We start from the raw sequence: 26,728 nt of genomic DNA on the forward strand, positions 1-26,728 counted from the left end.
GTAAAATGAAACATATAAGACCTCCAATTGAGTGTGGTAATTCCTGTTAGAAGTTGATTGTTTTTTTATTCTAGTGTACAGGTAAATCCACGAATTCTCAACTGGGGGTCTTTACATATTGTCTATACCAAAAATAGAATCATCAAATAGGAAATTCCATTATTTAACATATGTAGCGCAATCGGATAGCGAATATCTCGTCTAATTAAATAGAGCCAACCAAGATTGAGACCCATAGTGAAATAAATTAGAAACTGCGGAATGGTTGTTGGCATATGGACCAAACTAAACAAAGAACCCGTTACAGCAAGATAGATTCCAACAGCCTTCATATCTGCCATTTTAGGGAAGAAATAGGTCGCCAACAAACCTCTAAAAATCAATTCCTCTAAAATCGGAGCAAAGATTACGACTGATAAAAATGAAACCAAGGGGTAGGCAGACACAAATTGGATGACCAAGGTTTGATTTTGACTTTCAGATATAGGTACCAAAAGTTGGAAGATGAAAAATGCAATATAGAGCAAAATAGGCCATTGAAACTTATGGAACCATGATGAAGATACACTATAGTCAATGGTATGCCGAGAATACACAAATTTCCATAATACAATTGTAAATGCAATTCCGAGAACAATGCCAATAATCGCACAAATCAAAATCATATTCACAATCAATTGAGCTGGAAATTCTGGAATAGCTTGTAATGACGGTCCTACCATCAAAAACCCAGAAATAATTTGATAAGCAACAAAAAATAAAAACAATAATGCAATGTGTTTGATAAATTTTAACATACTCCCTCCCTAAAAACTCAAATCAACAATATTATCAATTCGTACCAACTTGGTTTCAATCTCTCCTTCCGCTAATTCACGAGAAATTTTAACCCACTCCTCATCCACAGCTAAAATGCTGTATTCGTAAATGGTCATAAATTCCTCATCAAAGCGGATTTTAGCCTTACTTCCGACCAATTCTTTCAATAAAACTGACATCTGATTTTCTCCTTTTGTAGTTTTCTGCAACTTTTTTACCCTAGCTTGCAACTGCTTCACTTTTTTCCTATCTGATAGAGAATTGAAAAATAGAAATCCTACAAGAATCCATAAAAATAGTTCCATCGTATCCTCCTATATCAAGCCCAGACTCTGCATCAGTAGCATCAACAAAAATCCGAGAAGATTATTCAGACTGTGTAGAATAAGTGCATTGGTATATTTGCCAGAAATACGATAGGCGAGTCCCAGGACCAGGCCCATACCTCCATAGACAACCCAAGATCCGATATTGGTCGGATTGTGAATAAGTCCAAACAGAAAACTTGATAGCAATAATCCCACAATCGAATCCTTTCCAAAGACTTTCCCCATAAGAATCCCTCTGAAAAGCAGTTCCTCCAAAACTGGAGCAAAGAAAACTGTAAAGAGAAACAAAATTAAGGTTGGCAAGCCTGAATTGTTGATAATTTCCTGATTGGCAGTCGTCTGACCGTATCCCTCTTCCAGCATAATCAATTGTCCACCAATTATTTTCAGACCAAACATAACGATAAAGGCGAGGGCTATAAAACCAACATTCGCACCCATCCCCCACTTCTGCTCACCTTTCCACAGACCTAATTTACCAGTCAAGATAAGACCAAGCACTACAGCAACCAACAAGAAGGCAGCAGCAATCAGAAGGTTTTTCCCATCAAAATTTGGTAGAGTAAACATAGCCATCTGGGTCAATACATTTAGTGCAACGACAGCCAGTCCCACTAAGAGAAACTTCCAATTTTTAACCACATTCCAATCTTTGACACTTCCAAGTCTATTCATAGCAATCACCTTAATATAAATAATTATTTTTCGTTTGTTGAAAGATAAAGTCTTTTAGTTTACTTTTAGTACGAGGCAACGAGCCGCAGGCATAACTGGAGTTAGGCAAGGCGAGTTAACGAAGTAATAAAAGAGAAACTAAATGACGACAGCAGAGCTGGCAAGCCCAAAACCAATGGCAAGAGGATATTCAGGTTTGACAAATCAATCTGCCCAGTAGCCAGCCACTCTCCGAAAATATAGCCAACTGCGTACATACCAAGGCCGATTAACCCCACGAAATAAACAATTTTTAGAATCGATGTAAACTTTTTATTCTCTTTCATAATCACTACCAAAACCTTTCATTATTTAAAATAACGACGGATCATGCGAACCTGCATCACATTGATGTAAATATGTAAAAATGCAACAACTAGAAAAGCCGTAATTTGTCGTTCCTGCAATAGCATGCTAAGTACAAATAGGAAAAGATATAAACCTGGTAACACGATTTGATTCAAAGTGAAGACGATTTGGAAACTCATTTTGTAGTTTGCTTGTTTCTCACCTTCGTCCATTGCCTCAGCAAAGTCTTTCATTTCTTTTACCGTAGCAAAAGCGGATAACTTATAATCACGAATTTTCTGAGTTAATTTCATGATAAAAATCTGAGAAATGAGAAGAATGACATAGAAAACTACATCAAAAATTGACCCGTACATGATCGCGCCGTCTTCTAAGAAGGTAACACCAAATCCTAGAACCAAATTTAACAGAGTCAATGATACGGCAACATTGAATGATATGGTCGCGTATTCTAGGTTACGATACATTTTCTTATATAGTTCATCAACACGTTCTTCATCCTCATCTGAAATGGAATGATAAAGTTTATAATTTTGATTAGCTTTAACACCAAAATATACGGTTCCAGCGAAAATTACAAATGTAATAATCCTCAAACAAATTAGAAAGTTATCTAAATTGAGATAAGAAGGCAGGTTGAATTTAAAGATTAATACTCCAAAGAAACCGATAAAGCCACCCAAAATTGCTGAAATCAGCATATAGGCTGAATATCTCATCCATCTTTGTTTCGTTGAAATTTGTTTTCCCTGTTTCATTTTTCTACCTCCACTGATTGAAAAACATTCTCCACATTTTCATTAAAAATTTGTGCAATCCGCATAGCAATGACCACCGAGGGCGTGTATTCGCCCCGTTCAATCAAGCTAATAGTCTGCCGTGATACCTCTGCTAATTTTGCTAGCTCTGTCTGATTGAGACCATCTCTGGCTCGCAATTCCTTGAGCCGATTTTTTAAGACATATTCCATGAGTTTTCCTTTCTAGGCTTGGTAGATAATCAAGCCTGTTTCTGTGTCTTCGACAGCTATATTTTCCTTGGCAAACTTGACCAATAAAAGATAAGTATAGTAGAAATCGCCTGCACAAGAGGCCGCATGCATGGTTGCTACCATGAAGTAGAGAGTGGTATTCATCATCCCCAAACCTGCTAACATGGTCAAGCCCAAACTAATCACAACAAAGGGAGCCAAGCTGATTACTAGCATTTGCATCCGATTGTAGAGTGAACCTGGACTGGTCGCATAGGCCATCCCCGATTTCCATTTAAAACCAAACTTAACAGGATTTTCAGGACAAAAAATCTTGAAAAATAATCCATGAATAGCTTCATGTACAACTATCAAAATAGGAAATAGAACTGTTGCTATCCATAACTCTGGTAAGGTAAGCGGCAAATTTTGATCTACATTAGCCAGCAAGGAAAACGCTAACTTACCAAATAGCAGAGCAAATGGGAAGACCAGAACAATCGCAAGAATATTCAATCCCCACACAAACTTCTTATTTTCCATGATATTGACTTCAAATAATTTCTTTTTCGCTTCCATGTATCGTCTCCTTCATTTTCCTACAAGCTAGACTAAACTATATAGTCCTAGAGCAACTCCAATTAGTAAGCCGAAAATAATTGCTACCATATCTGCTGAAATGTGTCGTTTCACGATCTATCTCCTTTTACTTATTTTCTTTTTTCTCCATTTGTAAACTTGCTTCGATACAAGCAATTGAGGCAATTAGAGTAGTCATTAGAACTGTGTCCATATCGCTCCAACCCAGCAAATCAGAAAGAAGAATGTAAGCCAATAATAGAATGGCCCCTATTTCAACTGCACGCGCAATGGTTGTTCCTGTAATCATAAAAGGTTGTTTCATTTGGTGACTCCGTATCTGTTCATCGTATCAGATGAACCTTTTTGATTTTTATCTTGATATCATTGTAATACTTCCTTTTCTTTTTGACAAGTATCTTTGTCAAAAAAATAATAATTTTTGTCAAAAAGTTTATGAAAATTGTCAAAATGTAGTAAATATTGGTCAGGATAGCCAAAATTCATTAAAAAAGAAGCAAGATTACTCTCGCTTCTTTTCTCGAAAGACTGGATGTCCATGTTCCCACATGATAATCTCTAAATTAAACCACTTTGCATAATTTCTTTTATAGCTTTGCAGCTTGCCATACACTAAAGTAAATAAAAGAAGAATGCTTATGATAAATACTCCTATGATTACTTCCCCTGAATTCTCACCAATCATCAATTTGACTACCTCGGTAACAAACATTGCGACGATAATCAGTAACCGAATAAATCATAACAAAACCTGCGTAGTAAATTAGCTGGTGCTTTCTGCTTCGCTGATTGTATTTCTTCCTATAGACTTGCTCTATCTTTCTAAAACGTGGATAGAGGACTTCCTTGGTACCGTATCCAAAGCGCCCCATTTCATCCAAAGCATAATATCCTAACAGGCGGCAAATTTCATAATTTATGAAACGTAAAATGAGATAGAGGGGAATAATTAATAGACAATTCCATATCTGATAGGATATTATTAGACAGATAAACAGTATATTGATGACTTGCAGAAGAAAATAAAAGACCAAAATCATGTTTTTATTATACCAAAAACTCTTCTACCCAATGGATAAAAGAGTTTATTGAGCGATTATAGATTATCAGCTACGCTGTTCAAGAGGGTTTGGATTGCAGAGGCATCGCTACCACCTGCCATGGCCATGTCTGGCTTACCACCACCACGACCTGCTACGATTGGAGCAAGGACTTTGATGAGGTTCCCTGCATGAACATCGCTTGATTTGCTGGCTACAAGGACATTGACCTTGTCACCGATTGCAGCAACCAGCACCAAGACATCTGAGTAGTCTTTTTGCTTCCAGTTGTCAGCGAAGGTACGAAGAGCACCTGCATCAGAAACTTGGACTTGGCTGGCAATGTAGCGAATGCCATTAGCATCTTTGACATCTTTGAAGACATCACCTGCTGCCGCTGCTGCTGCTTTTTCTTTCAAGCTAGCATTTTCTTTTTGTAGATCACGAACTTGCTGAGCAAGACTTTCAACCTTGTTTGGTACTTCCTTGATCTGTGGTGACTTGATGGTTGCTGCCACTTCTTTAAGGGCATCTTCTTGGTCACGATAGGCAAGGAAGGCTTCACGGCCTGTTACCGCGATGATACGGCGGGTACCTGAACCGATACCTTCTTCTTTCAAGATCTTGAAGATACCGATTTCAGCGGTGTTACCAACATGAGTACCACCACAGAGTTCAACAGAATAATCACCAATTGTCACCACTCGGACTTCTTTACCGTATTTTTCACCGAAGAGGGCCATGGCACCCATTTCCTTAGCTGTGTCAATATCAGTTTCAACCGTCACAACTGGAATGGCATTCCAAATTTGTTCATTGACTTCTTCTTCAATACGACGAAGTTCTTCCGCAGTAACTGCCTCAAAGTGCGTAAAGTCAAAGCGGAGGAAGTCTTGCTCATTCAAGGAACCAGCCTGTGTTGCATGCTCACCGATAATATTGTGAAGAGCTGCATGGAGCAAGTGAGTTGCTGTGTGGTTCTTCTCAACACCCTTACGGCGTTTTGTTTCGATTTCAAGTGTGTAGGTTTGACCAACTGAAATGCTTGTGGACAGTTCAACTGTGTGCAATGGTTGACCATTTGGTGCTTTCTGCACATCGATGACAGTCGCAACAATGTCTCCAGCAGTATTTTTCACAAAACCATGGTCTGCAACCTGACCACCCATTTCTGCATAGAATGGTGTTTGATCAAAGACAAGGAGGGCTTGACCTTTTGAGACTGCTTCTGTACGCGCATTATCAGCCACAATGACAGATAAGCTTGCTTCAAGAGCTGTTTGACCATAAACAAAGGTTGACTCTTCTGTGATAGCAGCCAGGGTTTCATTTTGCATGCCCATTGAACCACCTTTGACAACTGAGGCACGTGCACGGTCTTGTTGCTCTTTCATAGCCGCTTCAAAGCCAGCAATATCAAGGGTCATACCACGGTGATCAGCCAATTCTTCTGTCAACTCTACTTGGAAACCATAGGTATCATAGAGTTTGAAAATGTCACAACCATCAATCTCAGACTTACCTTCTGCTGCCAATTTGTCCATCAATTGCTCAGCAAATTGTGAACCTGTATGGATAGTACGAGCAAATGACTCTTCTTCACTCTTAACAATCTTCTCAATAAAGGCACGTTTTTCAAGTACTTCTGGATAGTAGCTTTCCATGATATTGCCAACTGTCTCCACCAATTTGTACAAGAATGGCTCTGTGATGCCCAAACGTTGACCATGCATAGAAGCACGACGAAGGAGACGACGAAGGACATAACCACGGCCTTCATTTCCAGGAAGAGCACCGTCACCAATAGCAAATGAAAGAGCACGGATGTGGTCTGCGATAACCTTGAAGCTCATGTTGTCGCCATCTTGGTCATAGGTCTTACCAGAAATCTTTTCAACTTCACGAATGATTGGCAAGAAGAGGTCCGTTTCAAAGTTGGTCTTAGCCCCTTGGAAAATAGCTGCCAAACGCTCCAAACCAGCGCCAGTATCAATGTTTTTGTTTGGCAATTCCTTGTACTCAGAACGCGGAACAGCTGGGTCTGCGTTGAACTGGGACAATACGATATTCCAAATCTCGATGTAACGGTCATTTTCAATATCTTCTTCCAAGAGACGGATACCAATGTTTTCAGGGTCAAAGTCAGTACCACGGTCAAAGAAAATCTCCGTATCTGGACCAGAAGGACCTGCACCGATTTCCCAGAAGTTATCTTCAAGCGGAATCAAGTGGCTTGGCTCAACACCAAGAGCAATCCAACGATTGTATGAATCCACATCATCAGGATAGTAAGTCATATAGAGCTTGTCTTTTGGAAAGGCAAACCATTCTGGGCTTGTCAAGAGCTCAAAGCCCCACTCAATCGCTTCATCACGGAAATAATCACCAATAGAGAAGTTGCCAAGCATTTCAAACATGGTGTGGTGGCGGGCTGTCTTACCAACGTTTTCAATATCGTTGGTACGGATGGATTTTTGGGCGTTTGTAATCCGTGGGTTATCAGGGATGACTGAGCCATCGAAATATTTTTTAAGAGTTGCCACACCAGAGTTGATCCACAAAAGAGTTGGATCGTTAACTGGGACAAGGTTTGCTGAAGGCTCAACAGAGTGACCCTTTGATTTCCAGAAATCCAACCACATTTGACGAATTTGAGCAGAAGATAGATTTTTCATAAACTAAGATACCAAGAGCGTTAAGAAAGCGAGAAGAAAATAGGAGACCAACGCTGTGCGCCAGCGCACTAGGCGGTCTATCTTTTTCTCGACGCTTTTAGCTCGGGTTCAATTCAGAAAATTATCTAAATTGAACATTTCCTTTCATATAGTAATAATTGAGGGGAAAGTCCGTAGCCCGAGTTCATTTCAGAATAAACTCAATGCCCTTTCCTTTCGTTTAGATATTTTGAAAAATTATTATTAGAAAGAAGCGAGCCTTCCAGGCGGGTTCAATTCAGAAAATTATCCAAATTGAACATTTCCTTTCATATAGTAATAATTGAGGGGAAAGTCCGTAGCCCGAGTTCATTTCAGAATAAACTCGATGCCCTTTCCTTTCGTTTAGATATTTTGAAAAATTATTATTAGAAAGAAGCGAGCCTTCCAGGCGGGTTCAATTCAGAAAATTATCCAAATTGAACATTTCCTTTCATAATAGTAATAATTGAGGGGAAAGTCCGTAGCCCGAGTTCATTTCAGAATAAACTCGATGCCCTTTCCTTTCATAAGTGATAGTTAGGCGGGTTCAATTTAACGAAATAGTTAAACTGAATGATTATTTCACGATTAATTCGATGCATCTTCCATCATTTCGATGTAGTCAATTGCGACCACTAAGGAAATGACCAAATCTGCATAGGAATCCTCCAATACAGTAACGGAGTAATGAGAAGTTAAATGAAAGAGTTCTTTGGAGATTTCAGCCACGAGCATACCATCTGGCCTTTTCAAGCGAAAATCCAAATCCCAGATATTTCCATCTAGGATTAAACCTAGATTTTCCACAGTATAGCGATCCTTGAAAAAAGTAAGTTCCTTTTGCAAGTAGAAAGAATGACCGTCTGCCATATCAATGGTAAACTGGGGCAGGAAGGTCAAAAACTTCTTGGTAATCTGACAAACTTCTCCACCTCTGGAATTTCTCACGATAAACCGTTTTGGAATTTCGAGGAAAGAGCCCTCCACTTGATAGGCAAGATTCCCAAAACTATCACAAATATCAAATTTTTCACCACCAAAGGTAAAGCGCTGTTTCACTTGAAATTGCTTCATGATAACCTCCAAAAAAATAACAAGAAACCAAACGAAGGGCGAAAAACCGCGGTACCACCTTCATTCAATGACTTGTCATTCTCATTTAAGAAACTGTATCCACAAGCAAAAAACTTTTATATATAAGCCGAAAACTGTGAATACAGGTTCTACTATTCAATTGTAATATTAAGTAGCAAGATACTTGGCTTAGATGGCTCGCAGCAACCGCCAATTTTCTGAACTAAGGTGTCAAGTACCGATTCTTAATAAGTAAATCGTCAATTACTGACCTGATGAACTAGAAGATTCTGTTGTAGAAGAAGAACTTTCAGTCGATGAAGAGCTACTCTTCGTTGAAGAAGAACTGCTTTCTTCTGTTGTCACATATTGTGAAAGAAGATTTTGGAAAGCACTGTCTTTAACCTTAACGTTTGCTTTTTGGAGTGCTTCTTTCAGCACAGTAGCAACAAATGATGAATCACTTTGCTTTTGTGCCAAAATAATTTCTTTCAGCTTATCTTTATAATCTTCCCATTTAGCAGATTTTTCTGATTTAGCATCCAATTTTACAACATAATAGCTCGTTGTATACGTCTTCATATCTACCGAAGAAATCACCGACGCTCCGACTTGACCTGCATCCAAGGCAAATACTGCTTTCTGTACCTCTGCTGGAACAGTTGTTGAAGTTGAATCGAATTTAACTTCGCCTCCATTGTCTTTTGTAGTAGTATCCGTGGAATTGTCTTTCGCCAATTGAGCAAAATCTGCACCTTCAGCTTGTGCAGCAGCTAAAACTTCTTTTGCTTTAGCTTCGTCTGCCAACTTAATGACACGTGCTGTTACTTCAGGTGTATAGGCGTCATAAGCTGCCTTGTAGTTTTCATCTGTCAATTCTTTCTCAGCAGCTTGTTTTACAGCATACTCAACCAATTTATTGGTACGAATTTGTTCCTTATAGGATTCTTCTGTCAATCCTGCCGAAGAAAGTGCCGCATTAAAAGAAGCACCAAGTTGTTCTGCCTTCTTATCATATTCCTTATTTACTTCTTCTGCAGAGACTTTGTCACCATACTGATTTTCAAATACATTACTGATAACCATTGACAGCAAAACTTGTTGAGCTTGTGAGTTTGTTTTCACTTTCTCATAAAACTCAGACACAGTAATCGTGTTACCTTTCATCGTAATGATATCTTTATCAGCTGCATTGGAACAAGCAGCGAGTGTTACTGCAGCAAAGAGTGTTACTGCACCTGCGAGAATTTTTTTAGTTTGTTTCATTAAAGACTCTCTCCTTTTTTCATTAACCCCTTTATTATAACACAAAAGCTTAAAAACTTCTTAAATTTCTATATGTTTTAAGTCAACATTCTCTACATTTTTCCTCAACATAAGAAGACCGTCACTCATGGAAACAAGACTAGCAGTCACATCTGGATTATCCAATGTCGCATCGAATAAACGTTGCAATCCCTTATAAATCGTTCGCTGCCCTCTTCTGACATCCTTGATGTCTTTGGCAACATCTCCTCCTTGGAAGATGTCATCCAAAATGATTAAACCACCTACTTTGACCTTTTTCAAGACTTCTGGTAAAAATACAATATATTTTGATTTAGCAGAATCCATGAAAACAAAATCATATGTGTTATCTGGTAAAGTCGGAAGAATATCCATGGCTTCCCCTTCCAGCAATTCAATCTGCTGGCGCTGATCATATTTGGCAAAGTTTTCCTTTGCAAAGCCAATCATTTCTTCATTTCGATCAATCGTTGTAATCTTCGAATGTGGGCTATTGTCAGCCATCAGTAAAGCAGAAAAGCCAATAGCAGTTCCAACTTCTAAAATACGTTTAGGTTGGAGTGTCCGCATCAGCAAGCGGAAATAAGCTACCGTTTCATGAGGGATAACTGGAATATTTTCTTGACGAGCAAACTCTTCCAGTTCTTTCAAAAAACCTGTATTTTGCGCCTGACGTGTTCGCATAAAATCCACAATTTCTTCCTTGACAACCGGACGGCGCATATTGTGATTTGCGTTTTTACTATATGATTCGACCATAGAATCCATTATATCATAAGCCGACAAGATTTTCTTCCTCAACACACTAAAAGGTAGGTTTCCCCACCTTTTCTTTACATATTTTTGGCGTAATCAATTCGATACCCTAAATTTCCAGCTAGTTCTTGAAGTCGAATAAAAGTCGCCTGCTTACTGAAAAAGAGATAGTAACTATCCGTGTCCATATCTACTGCCCCTAGACAAAAGTTTTCATCAAGATATTTGTTATCAATGACTCTTGCCCATTCTGAAATAGATGCAATTGGACTTAATCCACCTGAATCCAATTTAAGAGAAATTCCCGCATTGCGGACCTGCTGAAGGCAATCAAAAAAGTAGATAAAATCTTCAAGATTGTCCTTATAATCACGCACACAAATATAGTTCAAATGCTCTAGTAATTTTATCAAGATTAACCAAAGATTTTCCTTTTCAGACTCTCCAACACGATCCAAGAAATCATCGAATGACTCTGAATCTAAAATACGTTCCATAAAATTGAGAATCTCGTGTGGATCACTGGCGAAGACTACTTCTCTAAGTTGGAGAAATAGTTCCCTATCACCATTTGACATTAAATCTGCTAATTCAAAAATATCTTGTAGTTGTTCTTCTGTTAACATAGTCCCCTCTCTTTATTAATTTGAAAAATCCCATCTTATATGCGGTGCTACTTGCTCTACAAAATGGTAAATATCATTAAAATCTGCACCATCAAGCTTATTCAAATTAACGACTGCAAGTAGTGCCCCCTTATTTCCTACAATTCGCAAACGTTTCGACTGATAGCCACGATAGACAGGAGAAACGATGTATCGAATCTCCGCAATCTCTTCTAACGAATGGCGCTGACGTTCACTCCAAAAGTGTTCTTGAAATTCTATGTACTGTGTTGTCAAGATAAAAACAGCCTTTTGCTTTCTCAATATATATAAATAAACCAGCAAAGGTTGTAAAAATATCAAATAGACAACACTTCCCACAGATGGTTCAGGTCTGGTCAAACCACCAAGACCGAGCAAGATGAAAACAAGACTAATCACACTGGGAATGACAATCGAACGTTTATAGGAAATCATTTTAGAGATGTACCCCTTTTTCAACAAGCTCCTCTAACTCAGTTAGGCGTGCTTCAAAAACTTTGAAAGCATCATTAAGATAGTCTTCTTTGGTCATGTCTACACCTGCTTTGGCAATGACATTGAGAGAATAATCTGAGCTACCAGCCTTCAAGTAGTTGAGATAGTTTTCTTTGTCTTCTGGACTACCATTGACAATCTTGTTTGCTAGAGCTGATGCTGCTGCGAAACCTGTCGCATACTGATAGACATAGAAATTGTAATAGAAGTGTGGAATACGAGCCCACTCAAACTGGATTTCTGGATTTTCTTCTGCAGAAAGTCCGTAGTATTTCTCGTTTGTCTGACCGTACAATTCATTGAGGAAATCAGCCGTCAAGACTTGACCTTCCTGGTCTGCCTTATAGATAGCTTGTTCAAACTCGGCAAATTGGGTCTGGCGGAAGACTGTACCACGGAATCCATCTAGGTAATGGTTGAGAATAGCAAAGCGTTCCTTGTCATCTTCTACTTCTGACAAGAGTTTTTCTGTTAAGAGATTTTCGTTGGTTGTTGAAGCAATTTCAGCCAAGAATAGGGAATAATGTCCATAGACATAAGGTTGAGTCTTACGAGTCAACATAGAATGAAGTGAGTGGCCTGTTTCATGGATAAGAGTGTACATGTTATCCAAGTTATCCTGCCAGTTGAGAAGCATGAAGGCGTTGGTGTCGTAGGCACCTCCTGAGTATGCTCCTGAGCGTTTTCCTTCATTGACATGGACGTCAATCCAGCGATTTTCAAAGGCTTCCTTTACAATTGCCGAATAATCCTCACCGAAAATTTCCAAGGTTTCTTGGCATTTCTTGAGTGCATCTTCATAAGAAATCTTGGTACTGAAATCTGACAATGGTGTGTACATATCGTACATCTTCAAGTCATCAATACCCAGGAGTTTCTTACGCAAATTGATGTAACGATGCAGGAGCGGAAGGTGCTTGTTGACTGCCGCCACTAATGTATCGTAAACGGATTCTGGAATGAAATTAGCTGCAAGTGATGCGTGACGGGCTGAATCGTACTTCCGCAAACGAGCTTTCAGGTTATTGACCTTGACATTAGACTGTAGAGTCTTAGCGTAGGTATGCTGGAACTGCTCGTAGGTTCCGTACATGGCCTCATAGGCTTCTTGGCGGACATCACGGTTTTTAGACTCCATAAAGTGGATGTAGTTTCCGTGTGAAAGCGGCACCAAGCGACCGTCCTCATCTGCGATTTCTGGGAAACGCAGACTGGCATTGTCCAAGACTGAGAAGGTTTCAGCTGGTGACTCAAAAATCTCGCTGGTCGCTGCCAATACTTCTTCCACCTCTTGTGACAGGACATGGTCCTTAGCCGCTAAAAGTTTTTCAAATTGGTGGCTGTACTGAACAAGAGCTGGCTCTTCTGCCTTAAAGGCTTCCAACTGCTCTTCAGTAATGGCCATAAATTCAGGCTCATAGAAGGCAAAAGCCTGTGAAAAGACCGAATACAAGCCCATGGCTTTAGCTTGAAATTCCTGGTATTTGCCTTCACGAGTATCTTGGTCGTTCTTCATAGACGCATAGACATAGAGTTTTTCAATGCGACGCATGAGACCAAGTTGCGTTTCGCTGATTGTCAAAAGGCTCTTCGCTGAGTCGAGCAAGTGACCTGCAAATTCTTTTGTTTTTTCAGTTTCAGCTTGTAAATCTGCAAGTTCTGCTTCCCAAGCTTCATCCGTTGGGAAAATAGTGGTTAAATCCCACTGGTATTTTTCTTCAATTTCGTAACGTTGTTTAGACATAATTAATCCTCCGTATCCTTTATTCTAACATAAAAAATCCCCTCTTTCCAACGGAAAGTGAGGGCTTATAGGTTACTATTTCAACTGGAAAATAGTTTTTGGTATTCGCTATCGCAAGTCGCCACTAGGATAACAAAGTCTACAACCTTCACCAACAGTAGCATGCCTAACATAAAATGTTGAGCATATTTTCAAAAGCAATATATACACCTCCATCAGCTATCTCTATTTACATTGGTTTTCTATAAATTATTGGTGGATATAGAACCTGTTTCTGCTTGTCTTCAATACTGTCGTAATACTGGTCAAAATCCTGATAAACTAGGGTTAAATCTGTTTGTATTTGGGCAAAGCCAATGGCAGAGCGGGGCAGACGGAGGTGGGGATACCATTCTTCTGCCGTCTTTGTCAGCAAATTCTCCCCTCGGCTATAAGACTCTGCCTGCAGGGCTAACCAATTGGGGGATTTGTAATAAAGCTGTTGAGCAATGTAGCGAGGCAAATCCCTATCTAACGGGCAAGTAAGATGCGATAAAGCTTGCTTGGCAAATGGCAGACGCAAGATTTCCAATAAATTTCCCTCGCCAAACGGAAAGACTTTAGTAAGACAGTGGACCTTACCTCGTAAGTCTTCATGAATAAGGTAACGAAGACGCAATTCTTTTTTCTCGTCATCCAATTCCCAGAGGTGAAACCCCATGTTCATACTAAAAGAGAGAAATTGCTTGTGTAATTTACTTAATCTTTCTTTTAACCATAGGTCTTTTCCCAACAGCCAGAGAACCTGAAGACCAGCTTCATAATAGGCTTGCGTCCTCACCTGCAAACGAGAAATTGGCAGACTGGAACATTGGACTTCCAAGGCTAAACGATCATTGACAAATAAATCAGCGACCTGCCCTATACTAGGCAGGCATTTTTCAAGTTCAACTTGTTCGGCATTGATTAACCAACTGTACAGACAAGACTTAAGGGACAGGTGCTGGGCCGACTCATTCTCGGAAAAGTATGTGCAATCCCGCAGGGTTACGTGGGCAAAGTGCGAACGCAGAACTTTTCCGGATTTGTATCGGACCAGTCCTCCACAACCTGGACAGCAAAAGCGACCTTGCGGCGCAGGATTTTCCAAGACATTAAAAACTTGTCCATCTTCATCAAGTGCAACTAACATAAAACCTCCTTTCTATATTAGTTCGCAAAAAAACACCCAGCTGTGCTGAGTGTTTGAACTTTCTTACCCAATCTGACTGCCGTTTGGTACTGATGGATCGACTGTTAAGAGTGTTAAATTGCCGTCGTGTTCGGCTGAGAGGATCATGCCCTGGCTGAGCAAGCCCATCATCTTATTTTTACACTAAAATACTTAGGCACTTTTCCTTGAATCCATCAAAACTCCGAGCTTCACTAAAGTACAAATCAAAAATTGATAAAATAGTTTCATACATTTTATCTGACACTACTTCATTATTTGGCTTTTGAAGTTTATAATTTACAAAATTTCTCTTCAAATGATTAAAATACAGTATAAAATCATCATAATATTCATGCATTAATTTTTCTATCCATTCAAGATAATCCTCAAGACTTGACTGATTTTGACCAAGCTTCAATTGATCAAGAAAATTATTTTTCTCAAAAACTAAAGAATTGATATTAAGCTGCCTTTGTTTAATTACATCATAAAATCGATCAATATACATCCGATCCTTTTCAAAAGCATCAGTTAATGTTTCACAAATTAGCTTTCCAAAATAATTTTGATCAATCCACCCTTCTTCAAGACTATATTTTTCAGAATAATCATTTCGCATCTTTTCGATATATTGAACCAATACATTTCTTGACAAGGGCAAAATAAGTTGTTTAGAAAGAACTGAAATCATTCTATTATATTCTATATTTACTCTGTTTTGATAAGTCTGAATGATATTATAAATATTAATAAAATTTTTTACCATCGCCACATCATCAGAGTCATTCTCATCCTCACTAGGTGGGACTAATTTCATTTCCCAAGTTTCCATCTCAGAATTATACATAAAACGTAATAATAAGTAATTCTCTATATCGACCTTTCCCTTAAACTCCTCTTCAAAATATGGATTGACCTCTCTGTCTCTTGCTGATTTTGAAGCTTTGTTATGCTTATTTGTATTACACTCTGCACAGCATTTTACTAAATTTATCGGCAGTATTGCAAACTGATACTTCCCTTTACTTCCTTTAGGGATAATATGTTCTAATGTTACTTTAGTTGTAAAAGTTCCTTCACATATAGGACATATTGAATTACTATGTACATTATTAGTAGTTGGAAATTTTGCAAAGCATTTTTCTCGCAGTGTTCCATATAGCACTTCTAAATTGGATTCATTAGCACATACAGGTAATCGCTCATTGTATGTCTGAATCAAGTGTAATTGAGTTGACTTTTGTCTGTACTCCTCATCCAACTTCTCTAAGTAGCTAATCCAACTTTCTCGTCCATCTCGTATTTGCTTTTTCCAGTCTTTTGTCACATTTTCAGTAACTATTGTATCTAGTATCTCTCGAACACTAGGCAATCCATCTTTATCTACAAATTTGATAAGTCATCACTCTCCTTGTTTAGGATGTATATCATTATTCTTTGAGTTTATGTATGTTTTTATCTCTTCCTCTATGATTAGATATTTTAAATACGCCTCATCTCCCAGTAAATTTTTGTCTGAAGCATTTGAAAAGATAGGAAAACGTTCAATACTATGTTCTTCGTTTTTCTCTCTATCGCTTATTGAAGAGGCTTGGGTATTTAATAAAGAATCACTTTCTTGGCTCAGCTTATTCTCTTCAACTTCTTTATCAGCAACTTTATTAATTGAATCAATTAGAAAATTTCGACGTTCTGTTAAAATATTATTATATCCCGTCATTTGCAACTCAACTCCATATACATTTTTATATAAAGAATCAAGGTTTTCACCAAACGTCTTATAAGATACATTCCGTAGTTCATGTTCAGCATTCAATGTATATATACACTTATGAGGGATTTCTTGGAGAACAATTGGAGAATGTGTAGCAGTTAAACAAAACGCCTTCTCTTCTTTGCAGATTTTTGCTACCGCCCTAATGAATGCCTTTATCATCGGTGGGTGCATAAATGTTTCAGGTTCATCAAAAATTACTAAACATCCTCTATTTATACTACTCACCAACTTTGTTAAGTACAAAAGTATAGTTGCCTGTCCTGAACTAAGCTCACTAAGTTTTTTAAAATCATTTAATTGAAACTCTTTATCTCTGAAAGCGCCTATAATATCTCTTGCCCACTGTTCAAATGCAAACAATTCTAAACAATTAAGCCATAGTTCAAACTTCTTATCTGAGGTAGCAATAAAATCCAATAAAACATCTTGAATGTAGAACGTAAAACTGTCCTTCATTGTTAATTTTTTAACCGACTTTTCCGTAGAATCATCTATGCTATACTTATCTTTTAGCCAATCTATAATATTTTTCAATTGTTGACCTTGTAATTTATTTATAACCTGATTAATTCTAGGTGTTTCAACCGATACAAATCCTATTTTTTCATAAAGTACACCTTCATCATCTTCTTCTATTGATCTCACTTCATATTTTTTATCATTTTTTTGATATTCTATAACACTATCAAACGGACTTAAAGAAAAGTGGATTATACTTGAAAAATTATTATCCCCTTCCATATGCCTTTTTATTATTTCATTTATCCTAAAGGACTTACCACTTCCGTTGCCACCTATAATAGCATAAACCTCTGTAGAGAGATCTGAACTCCTGTTTTTTACAAACGACAAGCCCACTTTCTCATCTCCAAAATCATAATCGATTGATACAATATTTTCATCAACTGATTTTTTGGGTCCTTCTTGCATCTCTTTATCCTCAGCAACACTTTCTTCACCATACCCAGCAACTGCCAAAGGACGAAAAATATCTTTGATTTCCTTTACTGACGTAGTTCTCATAAATGAATTATTGAAAAAATTATGAGATTTACCATAAGGTGGTTCCATCTTAAAATCCGCGGCATACGGATCTGCAAAATCTTCATACTTTCGAGAAGCTTTGTCCAGATTTTTCCTATTAAATGCTAGGTCTTTAGTAATCGAAAACCATTGCTGGCGTACACTATATGGAAGATATTTTTTTAAAAATTCGTAGTATTCTACACCTCCAAGCGAACACAAATCGGTTCCATCATCCAGCATAGGTTTTTTTCCGGTGCCTTTCAAATAATCTATCATCTCTTGGCTTCTCGGATTTACTCGTAGCCAGAATTTCTCCTTCCAAATATTAACATACAATACAGTATAGTAGCCATAGTCATTCCAGTCACTAAATGTAATGGAAAGACTATCTCTAAATTCCTTTAAATTTTTAAACCTAAGAATATTATTGACCTTTTCCAGATAATCCTTTTCATCAAACTTTATAAAGTAACAAGTAAAGAAATCTTGTTTTATAGAAAACGCCAGCTCTCCATTATCTATTCGAGTAATAATTTCAGAAAGTTTCCCTTTTTTTCCAACCGCAATACTCAAAGTTTGTGCTGGAGACTCTTCTATTTCTTTTATATCAACATCAATGATCACTAAATAATTCTTTGCTTTCTTACATTTTTCTACAACTTCAGAGCTATCAGAAAAATAGGTTATCCAAAAGTATTTTGCATCCCCTTTCCTCCATCTTTGTAAAGTTATTTCACGACCTATCTCTACACTTTTTCCTGATATACTTCCAGCAACTCCCCAGCCAATTTCTGGAAATTCCTTATTAATATTTAGAATTACTTCATGTATTGATTCCATAAATGCCTTCTTTCTAGCAAAAAAACACCCCAACCGCTTGGTTAGGGTGTACATTTTCAATGTTCTTTCTTACCCAATCTGACTGCCGTTTGACACTGAGGGATCGACTGTTAAGAGTGTTAAATTGTCACCATGTTCGGCTGAGAGGATCATGCCCTGGCTGAGCAAACCCATCATCTTACGTGGCTTGAGGTTGGCAACGATTTGGACTTTCTTTCCGACCAACTCTTGCTCATTTGGATAGTACTTGGCGATACCTGACAGGATTTGGCGGTCTTGACCGTCACCTGCGTCCAGACGGAACTTGAGCAGCTTGTCAGAGCCCTCTACCTTGGCCACTTCCTTAACTTCGGCCACACGGATTTCCACCTTGTCGAAGTCCTCGAACTTGATCGCGGCTTTCTCGTTTTTGAGCTCCACTTCAGCTGGGTTCCACTCTTTTTCTTCCTCTTGGGAAATAGCAGAGCTGCCACCCATTTGGGCTTGGATATAGGCGATTTCCTCTTCCATATCCAGACGTGGGAAGATAGGCGTACCTTTTGCGACCACTGTCAAACCAGCTGGAAGACCTGCAAAGTCAAGGTTTTCAAGGTCAAAATTTGTTCCCAAACCAAGCTGTTCCATAATGGCATTAGACGTAGTCATCATAAATGGTTGAATGAGGTGCGCCACCACACGAAGACCTGCTGTCAAGTGGGCCATAACCGCTGCCAACTTGTCACGGTCGGCTTCTTCCTTTGCCAAGACCCACGGTGCTGTTTCATCGATGTACTTGTTGGTACGGGAGATGATATTCCAAACAGCTTCCAAGGCACGTGGATAGTCAACAGCTTCCATATACTTGTGGTAGCTTGCCAAGTTGTCAGCTACTACTGCCGCCAAGTCCGCATCAAAATCCGTCACATTGGCAACGAAAGTTGGCACTTGACCACCGAAATACTTGTTAATCATCGCAACCGTGCGGTTGAGCAAGTTTCCAAGGTCGTTGGCCAGTTCGTAGTTGATACGACTAACATAGTCTTCTGGTGTAAAGGTTCCGTCAGATCCGACTGGCAGACTACGCATGAGGTAGTAACGAAGTGGATCCAAGCCAAAACGCTCGACCAACATTTCTGGATAGACCACATTGCCCTTAGACTTGGACATCTTGCCGTCTTTCATGACAAACCAGCCATGAGCAACCAAGCGGTCTGGCAACTTCATATCCAACATCATGAGCATGATTGGCCAGTAAATCGAGTGGAATCGAAGAATGTCCTTCCCAACCATGTGGTAAACTGTTCCATTCCAGAACTTGTCGTAGTTGGCCGTATTTTCCTGACCATAGCCCAAGGCCGTCGCATAGTTGAGCAGGGCATCAATCCATACGTAGACAACGTGTTTAGGATTTGACGGAACAGGTACCCCCCATGTAAACGAAGTACGCGATACTGCCAAATCTTCCAATCCTGGCTCGATGAAGTTTTTCATGATTTCATTGAGGCGGCCGTCTGGCTGGATAAAGTCTGGATGAGCATTGAAGAACTCGACCAATTTATCCTGATACTTGCTGAGGCGGAGGAAGTAAGACTCTTCTGATACCCAGGCAACTTCGTGACCGCTCGGAGCGATACCGCCTGTTACCTTGCCGTTTTCATCTCGGAAGACCTCTTCTAATTGGCTCTCGGTGAAGAATTCCTCGTCCGATACGGAGTACCAACCAGAATACTCTCCCAAGTAAATGTCGTCCTGCGACAGCAATTTTTCAAAAACAGCCGCCACCACTTCCTCGTGGTAATCGTCGGTCGTGCGGATGAACTTGTCGTAAGAGATATCCAGCAAGTTCCAGAGCTCCTTGACCCCAACCGCCATGCCGTCAACGTAGGCTTGCGGTGTCAGACCAGCCTCTTTTGCCTTCTCCTCAATCTTCTGCCCGTGCTCATCAAGCCCTGTCAGATAGAAAACCTCGTGGCCCATGAGCCGCTTGTAGCGGGCCAAGACATCGCAGGCAATGGTCGTGTAGGCCGATCCGATGTGGAGCTTGCCAGACGGATAATAAATCGGTGTGGTAATGTAAAACGGTGTTTTTGTCATGTTTTTTCCTTTCAAATCAGAGCAAATGAAACCCTGTTATTGACAACATCCTATTTTATCATATTTTCAGCTAAATCACAAAATGGTTCTAACTACAATTCTTCCTCTATCTATGCTATACTATGATACAACTCAAACAGAAAGAGGTCATCTATGTTTACAAAGAAAAATATTCTTACTCATCTCTTTTTCCTCATCATAGCAGTCGGACTAAAACGGTACGGTGTCACGGCACCTGACTTGACATGGAATATGTTCTTGGCATTGGTAGCACTTGATTTTGCAATCCTTACCAATCATACAAAGTCCCATATCCTCAAAGTGATAGCAGGTCTCCTCTGGCTCTTTTTCTACCCCAATACTTTTTACATGGTGACAGACATCGTCCATATGCACTTTGCCAACACAGTACTATGGCAACGAGAAAGCATGATTCTATTTATGCTTTATGTCCCAAGTATTTTCTTTGGGGTCATGGCTGGCGTTGAAAGTGTACGACTTATTTTCTCTGCTTTTTCTATCAAATCCTACTGGCTAAAACTGTTTATGATTAGTGGTCTTTCCCTACTATCCAGCTTTGCCATTCATATCGGACGATATGCAAGACTGAATTCATGGGACATCTTTACCAGACCAACTGTCGTTATTGATGAAATGCTTGCTGTTATTTCGTGGGATGCCCTCCCCTTTATCCTCGGCTTCACCTTTATCCAAATTATGGTTCTTGTCTTTTCAATAAATGAATAAGATTTTTATCTCATAGCCATTATCTTCAATCATCTTCCCACACTCAAGGACTATCGTTCCTTTTGGGAAGATTTTTCAAGGACATAAACAAACTTTTTTGATAAATTTATATCTTCTCCGTTTCTCTCCATTACATTTTTATCCAAAGTGTATGAGGCAAAAATCGTTAACCTATTGTAAGCAAAATTTCTTAAATTTCCTTTATATAAAATATTCAGAATTTACTGTAAATTTTACATAAAATCATAGATATTGATTTTAAATTCTTAAAAATAATGGTATAATTGAGGAATCTATAAATGAAAGAGGGAGATCTATTGTTTACACCAATCAGCGAAAAAATTGACATCAATCAAGTCCGAGAGCATTCTAAACTTTCTCCTGAAACACTTGCTAAAAAACAAGCTCGTGACCGTGAACTTGAAGCCATCTTAAAAGGCGAAGATGATCGTCTTCTCCTAGTGATTGGACCATGTTCATCTGACAATGAAGAGGCTGTCTTAGATTATGCTCACCGCTTGGCCAAGCTCCAAGAAGAAGTCAAAGATAAAATTTTCATGGTCATGCGCGTCTATACTGCCAAGCCACGTACCAATGGTGATGGTTATAAAGGACTCATACACCAACCAGATACAGATGCTGCACCAAGCCTCATCAACGGAATCAAAGCAGTTCGTAACCTCCACTATCGTGTCATTACGGAAACAGGTTTAACTACTGCTGACGAGATGCTCTACCCTGAAAACCTACCTTTGGTTGATGACTTGGTTTCCTACATCGCTATCGGAGCTCGTTCGGTTGAAAATCAGCAGCACCGCTTTGTAGCGTCAGGCATCGATGTTCCAACAGGCTTGAAAAATCCAACATCTGGTAACCTCAAAGTCATGTTCAACGGTCTTTTTGCTGCTCAGAAGAAGCAATCCTTCCTCTTCAACAATACTGAAGTTGAAACATCTGGCAATCCACTTGCTCACGTTATTCTTCGTGGTGCAGTCAATGAAAATGGTAAATGCCTACCAAACTATTACTATGACAATCTTCTAGAAACCATTGAGCTCTATGACCAATTTGGCTTGAAAAATCCATTTATTATTATCGATACCAACCATGACAATTCTGGGAAAAATTATTTGGAACAAATCCGTATCGTCCGTCAAACCTTAATCAACCGTGACTGGAACGAATCCATTCGTAACTACGTTCGCGGATTTATGATTGAATCCTACATTGAAGACGGTCGCCAAGACAATCCAGATGTCTATGGAAAATCCATCACAGACCCTTGCTTAGGCTGGGAAAAAACACAAGAACTCATCCGAGAAATTTACAACAGATAGGAAGATATTATGGGAATTCACAAACGTAGCACCAGTTTAGACATCGATAAAGTAAAGGAACTTTCCAAGCTAGAAGGAGAATTTCTAGTTGCAAAAAATCAGCGCGATGAAGAACTGAAAAGAATTATCCGAGGTGAAGATGACCGTCTGCTCTTGGTTATCGGCCCTTGCTCATCAGATAATGAAGAGTCCGTTCTAGAGTATGCACGTCGTCTCTCTAAGCTTCAAGAGGAAGTCAAAGATAAAATCTTCATGGTCATGCGGGTTTACACAGCTAAACCACGTACCAATGGGGAAGGCTATAAAGGACTGGTTCATCAGCCAGATACTTCTAAATTACCAGACCTCATTAACGGAATTGCAGCCGTTCGTAATTTGCATTACCGTGTCATTACTGAGACCGGACTCACAACTGCTGATGAAATGCTCTACTCTGCCAACTACCCTCTTGTGGAAGACTTGGTGTCCTACCATGCTATCGGAGCACGTTCGGTTGAAGACCAAGAACACAGATTTGTTGCATCAGGTGTCGATATGCCAACTGGTATGAAAAACCCGACTTCTGGTAATTTGACCGTTATGTTCAATGGTATCTACGCCGCACAAAACAAACAGAACTTTATTTACCGCGATGCAGAAGTTGATACAGATGGCAACCCTCTAGCTCATGCTATCCTTCGCGGTGCCAATACTGAAAAGGGCGGTTATGAACCAAACTACTACTATGATATTCTCTTGAAAACCATCAAACAGTATGAACAATTTGGTCTTAAAAATCCATTTATCGTAATTGATACCAACCACGACAATTCTGGTAAAAATTACCTGGAACAAATCCGTATCGTCCGTCAAACCCTCATCAACCGTGATTGGAATGAAGCTATTCGCAAATATGTTCGTGGTTTCATGATTGAATCCTACTTGGAAGACGGCCGTCAAGATAGCCCTGAGGTGTTCGGCAAATCCATTACCGATCCTTGCTTAGGTTGGGAAAAAACGGAAGCTCTAATTCGTGAAATTCATCAAACTGTCTAATTCTTTCCTTAATTTTTTATAGGATAAATAATTTGGAGGTAAGCTATGAACATTGATGGTTACACTCGTCTTGCTGCCGTTGTTGCAAAGCCAATCAAACACTCCATTTCCCCCTTCATTCATAATCTGGCTTTTAAGGAAACAGGTGTAAACGGTGTCTATGTCGCTTTGGAAATTCCAGAAGAGGATTTGGCTGCTACTCTTGAAAATATCAAACGCTACGATATGTTTGGCATCAATCTTTCCATGCCCTATAAACAAGCTGTCATTCCTTATCTAGATGATTTAACAGCCTCTGCACGCCTGATTGGCGCTGTCAATACTGTCATTCATCAGAACGGCTTACTAATCGGTCATAATACCGATGGCATTGGATTCTTCAAAAGTTTAGAAAAACTAAGAGGATTCCAAGTACGCAACAAGCGACTGACCATTCTAGGTGGTGGTGGTGCTTCTACTGCTATCATAGCTCAGGCTGCATTGGATGGTGCAAAGGAAATTACCATTTTCTGCCGTCAACAAAGCTTGGAAAGAACACAGGCGAGTCTTACACCTATTGCTCAAGCAACTGGAGTTCCTATGCAGGTCCTAGCGCTCAAAGATAGCCAATTACTACAGGAACGTATTACCAACTCCGACTTACTAGTCAACGGAACTAGTGTAGGCATGGATGGGTATTCTCAACCTGTTCCTTCTACCATTCGCTTTCCTGAAAATCTTTTGGTTGCGGATGTGATCTATCAACCATTCGAAACACCTTTAATGAAGCTTGCCCAGTCACAAGGCAACCCAACTATCAATGGTTTGGGCATGCTCCTTTTCCAAGCGGCTGAAGCATTCCAAACCTGGACTGGAAAAGAAATGCCGACTGACTTGATTTGGGACCAATTAGTCCAGAAATACGACATCAAATAGAGAGGAAATCTGATGAAACTGACCGTCAATCTTCCCAACACTCCCTACGACATCCTTATCCAAAGAGGAAGTTTAGCACAGACAGGTACATGGGTCAAAGAACTTTGGAAACCTCAGAAAATCGCCATTATTACAGATGACCACGTTGGCTCACTCTACCGTGAAACAGTCCAGTCAAGCTTAGAACAAGCTGGTTTTGAAACCATTGTTTTTGAATTTCCAGAAGGTGAAGCCTCAAAAAATCTTGATACCGTCAATCAGGCCTACGAATTTCTCGTAAAAAATGGTATGACACGAAGTGATGGAATCATTGCTCTCGGCGGAGGAGTCGTTGGCGATTTGGCAGGTTTTGTCGCTTCTACCTATATGCGTGGTATCCATTTCCTACAAATCCCAACCAGCCTAACTGCCCAAGTTGATTCTTCTATCGGGGGAAAAACTGGCGTGAACACCCCATTTGCTAAAAATATGGTGGGGACCTTCTGCCAACCAGACGGCGTTCTCATCGACCCTGATACCCTCAAAACACTCGGCAAACGAGAATTGATTGAAGGAATGGGCGAGGTTGTCAAATATGGCTTAATAGATGATGTGGAGCTCTGGGAAACCCTAGACCAATTAGACGGCTCTGTCGAGAGCATTCTGGAGCATGCTGACTATATCGTCTACCACTCCTGTGAAGTCAAACGCAAGGTTGTTGTCGAAGATGAATTAGACAACGGTGTCAGACTCTACCTCAACTTCGGTCACACGATTGGACATGCTATTGAAGCGACCGCTGGCTACGGCCAGGTCATGCACGGTGAAGCTGTTGCCATCGGTATGGTACAAATCTCACGCGCAGCTGAGAAAAAAGGACTGATGCCAGCTGGTCTGACAGAAAAAATTATCGCCATGTGTGAAAAATTCGGCTTGCCGACTACACACCAGCCTTGGAATGTAGATGAATTATACGCCGCCCTAACTCACGATAAAAAAGCACGAGGCAAGACCATCAAACTCATCATCGTCCCTCAATTGGGACAGGCAGCCATCCATCAAATTCCAATGGAAGAAATGCTAGAATTTCTACAAGTATAGTCTTTTAGTTTGCTTTTAGTACTCGCCCCAACTATCTGGTAGATAGTTGGAGGTTGGAGATAGAGCGAACAAGGTTCGCATCAATAGCTGCAGGCATAACTCAATGCTTTCTTGTTTCTAGGCGACCAGCTGATGTACTTCGCTTTTTTGTTTTCAGGCTCAGGTACGAATAGTCCACTGGACTATTCGTATCCCCCAGATTGCTTGCACAGTCAATGGACTGTGCAAGGTGGGAAATAAAACTTGCGGAGCACGTCGCTTTTGCAAAAGCAGGCAAGACGAGTTCAAACAATCCAATGGAGTGTTTGAAGTTGGAAATAAAGAAACGGAGTTTCCTCTTACGTCGAAGTAATAAAAGTCAACTAAATGACGAGATAAGAAAAATGACTACTGATTCAAAATCATCAGTAGTCTTATTTTTTTATAAAATCATCTCATCGTCAGTTAGCTTTTCACCACTATTTTTGTAGAAAAGGTCCATCAAGTTTTGAACGGTCAAGTTCTTCTTCTCTTCTCCTTCTACATCAACAACAATCTGACCACGGTGCAACATGACCAAACGATTACCATATTCAATGGCGTTTTCCATATTATGCGTAATCATCAGAGCTGTCAACTGGTGGCTCTCGACAATCTTCTTAGTCAATTCCATGACCATATCGCTAGTTTTGGGATCAAGGGCTGCAGTGTGCTCGTCCAAGAGCAGAACCTTTGGTTTAACCAGCGAAGCCATCATCAAGGTCAGAGCCTGACGTTGACCACCTGAAAGGAACTGCGTGTCAACCTTCATACGGTTTTCTAGTCCCAGACCAAGCTCTTTCAAGGCTTTCTTAAAAATAGCACGTTCACTATCCTTCACACCCCAGCCAAGACCACGTGACAATCCACGACGATAGGCAATAGCCATGTTTTCTTCAATGGTCAAGCGGGAAGCTGTTCCCATCTTAGGATCTTGGAAGACACGGCTGATGTCCTTAGAACGTTTGGCAGCTGAGACATGCTTAATGGATTTACTTTCAAGCAAAATATCACCCGAATCAACCGTCAAGGCACCTGCAAGTGAGTTCATGAAAGTTGATTTACCAGCACCATTACCACCGATAATGGAGATAAAATCACCCTCTTTTACATCTAAGTTCAACCCACGAAGGACATGGTTCTCATTAACTGTTCCAGCTTCGAAGGTTTTATGAATATTTTGAATTGATAAAATTGTAGACATGACT

Annotated in this window: 26 protein-coding genes and 1 pseudogene; 5 read left to right on the forward strand and 22 right to left on the reverse strand. The window is 39.7% G+C overall.

The genetic code is table 11. From position 1 onward, the window contains the following. Positions 1 to 122: 122 nt before the first annotated feature. The 21 genes and pseudogenes from ODU39_RS04010 to metG all read right to left on the reverse strand — a co-directional run bounded on the left by ODU39_RS04010 (position 123) and on the right by metG (position 20,388). Positions 123 to 797, reverse strand: coding sequence for a lysostaphin resistance A-like protein (locus tag ODU39_RS04010; protein ID WP_398579946.1), 675 nt, complete (start codon positions 795 to 797; stop codon positions 123 to 125). A gap of 9 nt (positions 798 to 806) precedes the next feature. Then, positions 807 to 998: a hypothetical protein gene (locus ODU39_RS04015; RefSeq protein WP_228381485.1), complete on the reverse strand. Its 192-nt coding sequence runs from the start codon at positions 996 to 998 to the stop codon at positions 807 to 809. Positions 999 to 1,133: 135 nt separating this feature from the next. Continuing rightward, the gene (locus tag ODU39_RS04020; protein ID WP_205014821.1) at positions 1,134 to 1,823 is read right to left on the reverse strand and encodes a CPBP family intramembrane glutamic endopeptidase; all 690 of its coding nucleotides are present in this window, start codon (positions 1,821 to 1,823) and stop codon (positions 1,134 to 1,136) included. Positions 1,824 to 1,924: 101 nt separating this feature from the next. After that, positions 1,925 to 2,149 carry a hypothetical protein gene (locus ODU39_RS04025; protein ID WP_161942447.1) on the reverse strand — a complete coding sequence of 75 codons (225 nt, stop codon included), beginning with the start codon at positions 2,147 to 2,149 and terminating at the stop codon, positions 1,925 to 1,927. 21 nt (positions 2,150 to 2,170) lie between these two features. Next, on the reverse strand, positions 2,171 to 2,929 hold the full coding sequence (locus ODU39_RS04030; protein WP_172030074.1) for a DUF3169 family protein: 759 nt from the start codon (positions 2,927 to 2,929) through the stop codon (positions 2,171 to 2,173). Then, a complete protein-coding gene (locus ODU39_RS04035; RefSeq protein WP_172030075.1) occupies positions 2,926 to 3,141 on the reverse strand; it encodes a helix-turn-helix domain-containing protein in 216 nt (71 codons plus the stop codon). The genes ODU39_RS04030 and ODU39_RS04035 overlap by 4 nt, the downstream gene beginning before the upstream one ends. Before the next feature lie 12 nt (positions 3,142 to 3,153). Further along, positions 3,154 to 3,720 (reverse strand): metalloprotease family protein, encoded by a 567-nt coding sequence (locus ODU39_RS04040; protein WP_172030076.1) that lies wholly within the window; start codon positions 3,718 to 3,720, stop codon positions 3,154 to 3,156. Between the two features lie 127 nt (positions 3,721 to 3,847). Further along, a complete protein-coding gene (locus ODU39_RS04045; protein ID WP_105139491.1) occupies positions 3,848 to 4,045 on the reverse strand; it encodes a hypothetical protein in 198 nt (65 codons plus the stop codon). Positions 4,046 to 4,415: 370 nt separating this feature from the next. Beyond that, entirely contained in the window at positions 4,416 to 4,781 is a 366-nt protein-coding gene (locus tag ODU39_RS04050) for a hypothetical protein (protein WP_398579947.1), read from the reverse strand. A 56-nt stretch (positions 4,782 to 4,837) separates the two neighbouring features. After that, a complete protein-coding gene (gene alaS / locus ODU39_RS04055; protein ID WP_398579948.1) occupies positions 4,838 to 7,456 on the reverse strand; it encodes an alanine--tRNA ligase in 2,619 nt (872 codons plus the stop codon). Between the two features lie 609 nt (positions 7,457 to 8,065). After that, the gene (locus ODU39_RS04060; RefSeq protein ID WP_398579949.1) at positions 8,066 to 8,551 is read right to left on the reverse strand and encodes an LURP-one-related/scramblase family protein; all 486 of its coding nucleotides are present in this window, start codon (positions 8,549 to 8,551) and stop codon (positions 8,066 to 8,068) included. 264 nt (positions 8,552 to 8,815) lie between these two features. After that, positions 8,816 to 9,817: a peptidylprolyl isomerase PrsA gene (gene prsA, locus ODU39_RS04065; protein ID WP_014735705.1), complete on the reverse strand. Its 1,002-nt coding sequence runs from the start codon at positions 9,815 to 9,817 to the stop codon at positions 8,816 to 8,818. A gap of 60 nt (positions 9,818 to 9,877) precedes the next feature. Next, positions 9,878 to 10,597, reverse strand: a complete 720-nt coding sequence (locus ODU39_RS04070) for an O-methyltransferase (RefSeq protein WP_398579950.1) — start codon at positions 10,595 to 10,597, stop codon at positions 9,878 to 9,880. 74 nt (positions 10,598 to 10,671) lie between these two features. Then, positions 10,672 to 11,220: a DUF6630 family protein gene (locus ODU39_RS04075; protein ID WP_002938103.1), complete on the reverse strand. Its 549-nt coding sequence runs from the start codon at positions 11,218 to 11,220 to the stop codon at positions 10,672 to 10,674. 15 nt (positions 11,221 to 11,235) lie between these two features. Continuing rightward, positions 11,236 to 11,676 (reverse strand): hypothetical protein, encoded by a 441-nt coding sequence (locus tag ODU39_RS04080; RefSeq protein WP_105135062.1) that lies wholly within the window; start codon positions 11,674 to 11,676, stop codon positions 11,236 to 11,238. A gap of 1 nt (position 11,677) precedes the next feature. Next, the gene (gene pepF, locus ODU39_RS04085; protein WP_398579951.1) at positions 11,678 to 13,480 is read right to left on the reverse strand and encodes an oligoendopeptidase F; all 1,803 of its coding nucleotides are present in this window, start codon (positions 13,478 to 13,480) and stop codon (positions 11,678 to 11,680) included. A 229-nt stretch (positions 13,481 to 13,709) separates the two neighbouring features. Further along, on the reverse strand, positions 13,710 to 14,651 hold the full coding sequence (locus ODU39_RS04090; RefSeq protein ID WP_105153179.1) for a competence protein CoiA: 942 nt from the start codon (positions 14,649 to 14,651) through the stop codon (positions 13,710 to 13,712). Between the two features lie 63 nt (positions 14,652 to 14,714). Beyond that, positions 14,715 to 14,825, reverse strand: a pseudogene (locus ODU39_RS04095) (hypothetical protein); the annotation flags it as partial. Between the two features lie 4 nt (positions 14,826 to 14,829). After that, a complete protein-coding gene (locus ODU39_RS04100; RefSeq protein ID WP_172030243.1) occupies positions 14,830 to 15,999 on the reverse strand; it encodes a hypothetical protein in 1,170 nt (389 codons plus the stop codon). 75 nt (positions 16,000 to 16,074) lie between these two features. Beyond that, positions 16,075 to 18,315 (reverse strand): ATP/GTP-binding protein, encoded by a 2,241-nt coding sequence (locus ODU39_RS04105; RefSeq protein ID WP_398579952.1) that lies wholly within the window; start codon positions 18,313 to 18,315, stop codon positions 16,075 to 16,077. Positions 18,316 to 18,384: 69 nt separating this feature from the next. Beyond that, the gene (gene metG, locus ODU39_RS04110) at positions 18,385 to 20,388 is read right to left on the reverse strand and encodes a methionine--tRNA ligase (protein ID WP_398579953.1); all 2,004 of its coding nucleotides are present in this window, start codon (positions 20,386 to 20,388) and stop codon (positions 18,385 to 18,387) included. A gap of 153 nt (positions 20,389 to 20,541) precedes the next feature. On the opposite strand from metG, the gene ODU39_RS04115 reads away from it, so the two are divergent. The 5 genes from ODU39_RS04115 (at position 20,542) to aroB (ending at position 25,502) form a co-directional block, all read left to right on the forward strand. Beyond that, positions 20,542 to 21,135 carry a DUF1361 domain-containing protein gene (locus ODU39_RS04115; protein ID WP_002938116.1) on the forward strand — a complete coding sequence of 198 codons (594 nt, stop codon included), beginning with the start codon at positions 20,542 to 20,544 and terminating at the stop codon, positions 21,133 to 21,135. Between the two features lie 299 nt (positions 21,136 to 21,434). Beyond that, positions 21,435 to 22,472, forward strand: coding sequence for a 3-deoxy-7-phosphoheptulonate synthase (locus tag ODU39_RS04120; RefSeq protein ID WP_398579954.1), 1,038 nt, complete (start codon positions 21,435 to 21,437; stop codon positions 22,470 to 22,472). A 9-nt stretch (positions 22,473 to 22,481) separates the two neighbouring features. Continuing rightward, complete coding sequence (locus tag ODU39_RS04125; protein WP_105248545.1) at positions 22,482 to 23,507, forward strand: 3-deoxy-7-phosphoheptulonate synthase; 1,026 nt, start codon at positions 22,482 to 22,484, stop codon at positions 23,505 to 23,507. Between the two features lie 45 nt (positions 23,508 to 23,552). Then, on the forward strand, positions 23,553 to 24,422 hold the full coding sequence (locus ODU39_RS04130; protein WP_105139223.1) for a shikimate dehydrogenase: 870 nt from the start codon (positions 23,553 to 23,555) through the stop codon (positions 24,420 to 24,422). 12 nt (positions 24,423 to 24,434) lie between these two features. Continuing rightward, positions 24,435 to 25,502, forward strand: a complete 1,068-nt coding sequence (gene aroB / locus ODU39_RS04135; RefSeq protein ID WP_398579955.1) for a 3-dehydroquinate synthase — start codon at positions 24,435 to 24,437, stop codon at positions 25,500 to 25,502. Positions 25,503 to 25,923: 421 nt separating this feature from the next. Here aroB and ODU39_RS04140 read toward each other — a convergent pair whose 3' ends face one another. Further along, on the reverse strand, positions 25,924 to 26,724 hold the full coding sequence (locus tag ODU39_RS04140) for an ATP-binding cassette domain-containing protein (RefSeq protein WP_172030249.1): 801 nt from the start codon (positions 26,722 to 26,724) through the stop codon (positions 25,924 to 25,926). Between the last annotated feature and the right edge of the window lie 4 nt (positions 26,725 to 26,728).

Source organism: Streptococcus sp. 2021WUSS126, from assembly GCF_044427255.1.
GTDB classification, from domain to species: domain Bacteria; phylum Bacillota; class Bacilli; order Lactobacillales; family Streptococcaceae; genus Streptococcus; species Streptococcus hashimotonensis.

Coding starts and splice junctions, on each gene's coding strand:
- aroB (WP_398579955.1), top strand. CDS start 24,435: ATGAAACTGACCGTCAATCTTCCCAACACTCCCTACGACATCCTTATC.
- ODU39_RS04130 (WP_105139223.1), top strand. CDS start 23,553: ATGAACATTGATGGTTACACTCGTCTTGCTGCCGTTGTTGCAAAGCCA.
- prsA (WP_014735705.1), bottom strand. CDS start 9,817: ATGAAACAAACTAAAAAAATTCTCGCAGGTGCAGTAACACTCTTTGCT.
- ODU39_RS04105 (WP_398579952.1), bottom strand. CDS start 18,315: ATGGAATCAATACATGAAGTAATTCTAAATATTAATAAGGAATTTCCA.
- metG (WP_398579953.1), bottom strand. CDS start 20,388: ATGACAAAAACACCGTTTTACATTACCACACCGATTTATTATCCGTCT.
- alaS (WP_398579948.1), bottom strand. CDS start 7,456: ATGAAAAATCTATCTTCTGCTCAAATTCGTCAAATGTGGTTGGATTTC.
- ODU39_RS04075 (WP_002938103.1), bottom strand. CDS start 11,220: ATGTTAACAGAAGAACAACTACAAGATATTTTTGAATTAGCAGATTTA.
- ODU39_RS04120 (WP_398579954.1), top strand. CDS start 21,435: ATGAAAGAGGGAGATCTATTGTTTACACCAATCAGCGAAAAAATTGAC.
- ODU39_RS04090 (WP_105153179.1), bottom strand. CDS start 14,651: ATGTTAGTTGCACTTGATGAAGATGGACAAGTTTTTAATGTCTTGGAA.
- ODU39_RS04040 (WP_172030076.1), bottom strand. CDS start 3,720: ATGGAAGCGAAAAAGAAATTATTTGAAGTCAATATCATGGAAAATAAG.
- ODU39_RS04025 (WP_161942447.1), bottom strand. CDS start 2,149: ATGAAAGAGAATAAAAAGTTTACATCGATTCTAAAAATTGTTTATTTC.
- ODU39_RS04125 (WP_105248545.1), top strand. CDS start 22,482: ATGGGAATTCACAAACGTAGCACCAGTTTAGACATCGATAAAGTAAAG.
- ODU39_RS04030 (WP_172030074.1), bottom strand. CDS start 2,929: ATGAAACAGGGAAAACAAATTTCAACGAAACAAAGATGGATGAGATAT.
- ODU39_RS04015 (WP_228381485.1), bottom strand. CDS start 998: ATGTCAGTTTTATTGAAAGAATTGGTCGGAAGTAAGGCTAAAATCCGC.
- ODU39_RS04020 (WP_205014821.1), bottom strand. CDS start 1,823: ATGAATAGACTTGGAAGTGTCAAAGATTGGAATGTGGTTAAAAATTGG.
- ODU39_RS04045 (WP_105139491.1), bottom strand. CDS start 4,045: ATGAAACAACCTTTTATGATTACAGGAACAACCATTGCGCGTGCAGTT.
- ODU39_RS04060 (WP_398579949.1), bottom strand. CDS start 8,551: ATGAAGCAATTTCAAGTGAAACAGCGCTTTACCTTTGGTGGTGAAAAA.
- ODU39_RS04050 (WP_398579947.1), bottom strand. CDS start 4,781: ATGATTTTGGTCTTTTATTTTCTTCTGCAAGTCATCAATATACTGTTT.
- ODU39_RS04070 (WP_398579950.1), bottom strand. CDS start 10,597: ATGGTCGAATCATATAGTAAAAACGCAAATCACAATATGCGCCGTCCG.
- ODU39_RS04035 (WP_172030075.1), bottom strand. CDS start 3,141: ATGGAATATGTCTTAAAAAATCGGCTCAAGGAATTGCGAGCCAGAGAT.
- ODU39_RS04140 (WP_172030249.1), bottom strand. CDS start 26,724: ATGTCTACAATTTTATCAATTCAAAATATTCATAAAACCTTCGAAGCT.
- pepF (WP_398579951.1), bottom strand. CDS start 13,480: ATGTCTAAACAACGTTACGAAATTGAAGAAAAATACCAGTGGGATTTA.
- ODU39_RS04010 (WP_398579946.1), bottom strand. CDS start 797: ATGTTAAAATTTATCAAACACATTGCATTATTGTTTTTATTTTTTGTT.
- ODU39_RS04080 (WP_105135062.1), bottom strand. CDS start 11,676: ATGATTTCCTATAAACGTTCGATTGTCATTCCCAGTGTGATTAGTCTT.
- ODU39_RS04115 (WP_002938116.1), top strand. CDS start 20,542: ATGTTTACAAAGAAAAATATTCTTACTCATCTCTTTTTCCTCATCATA.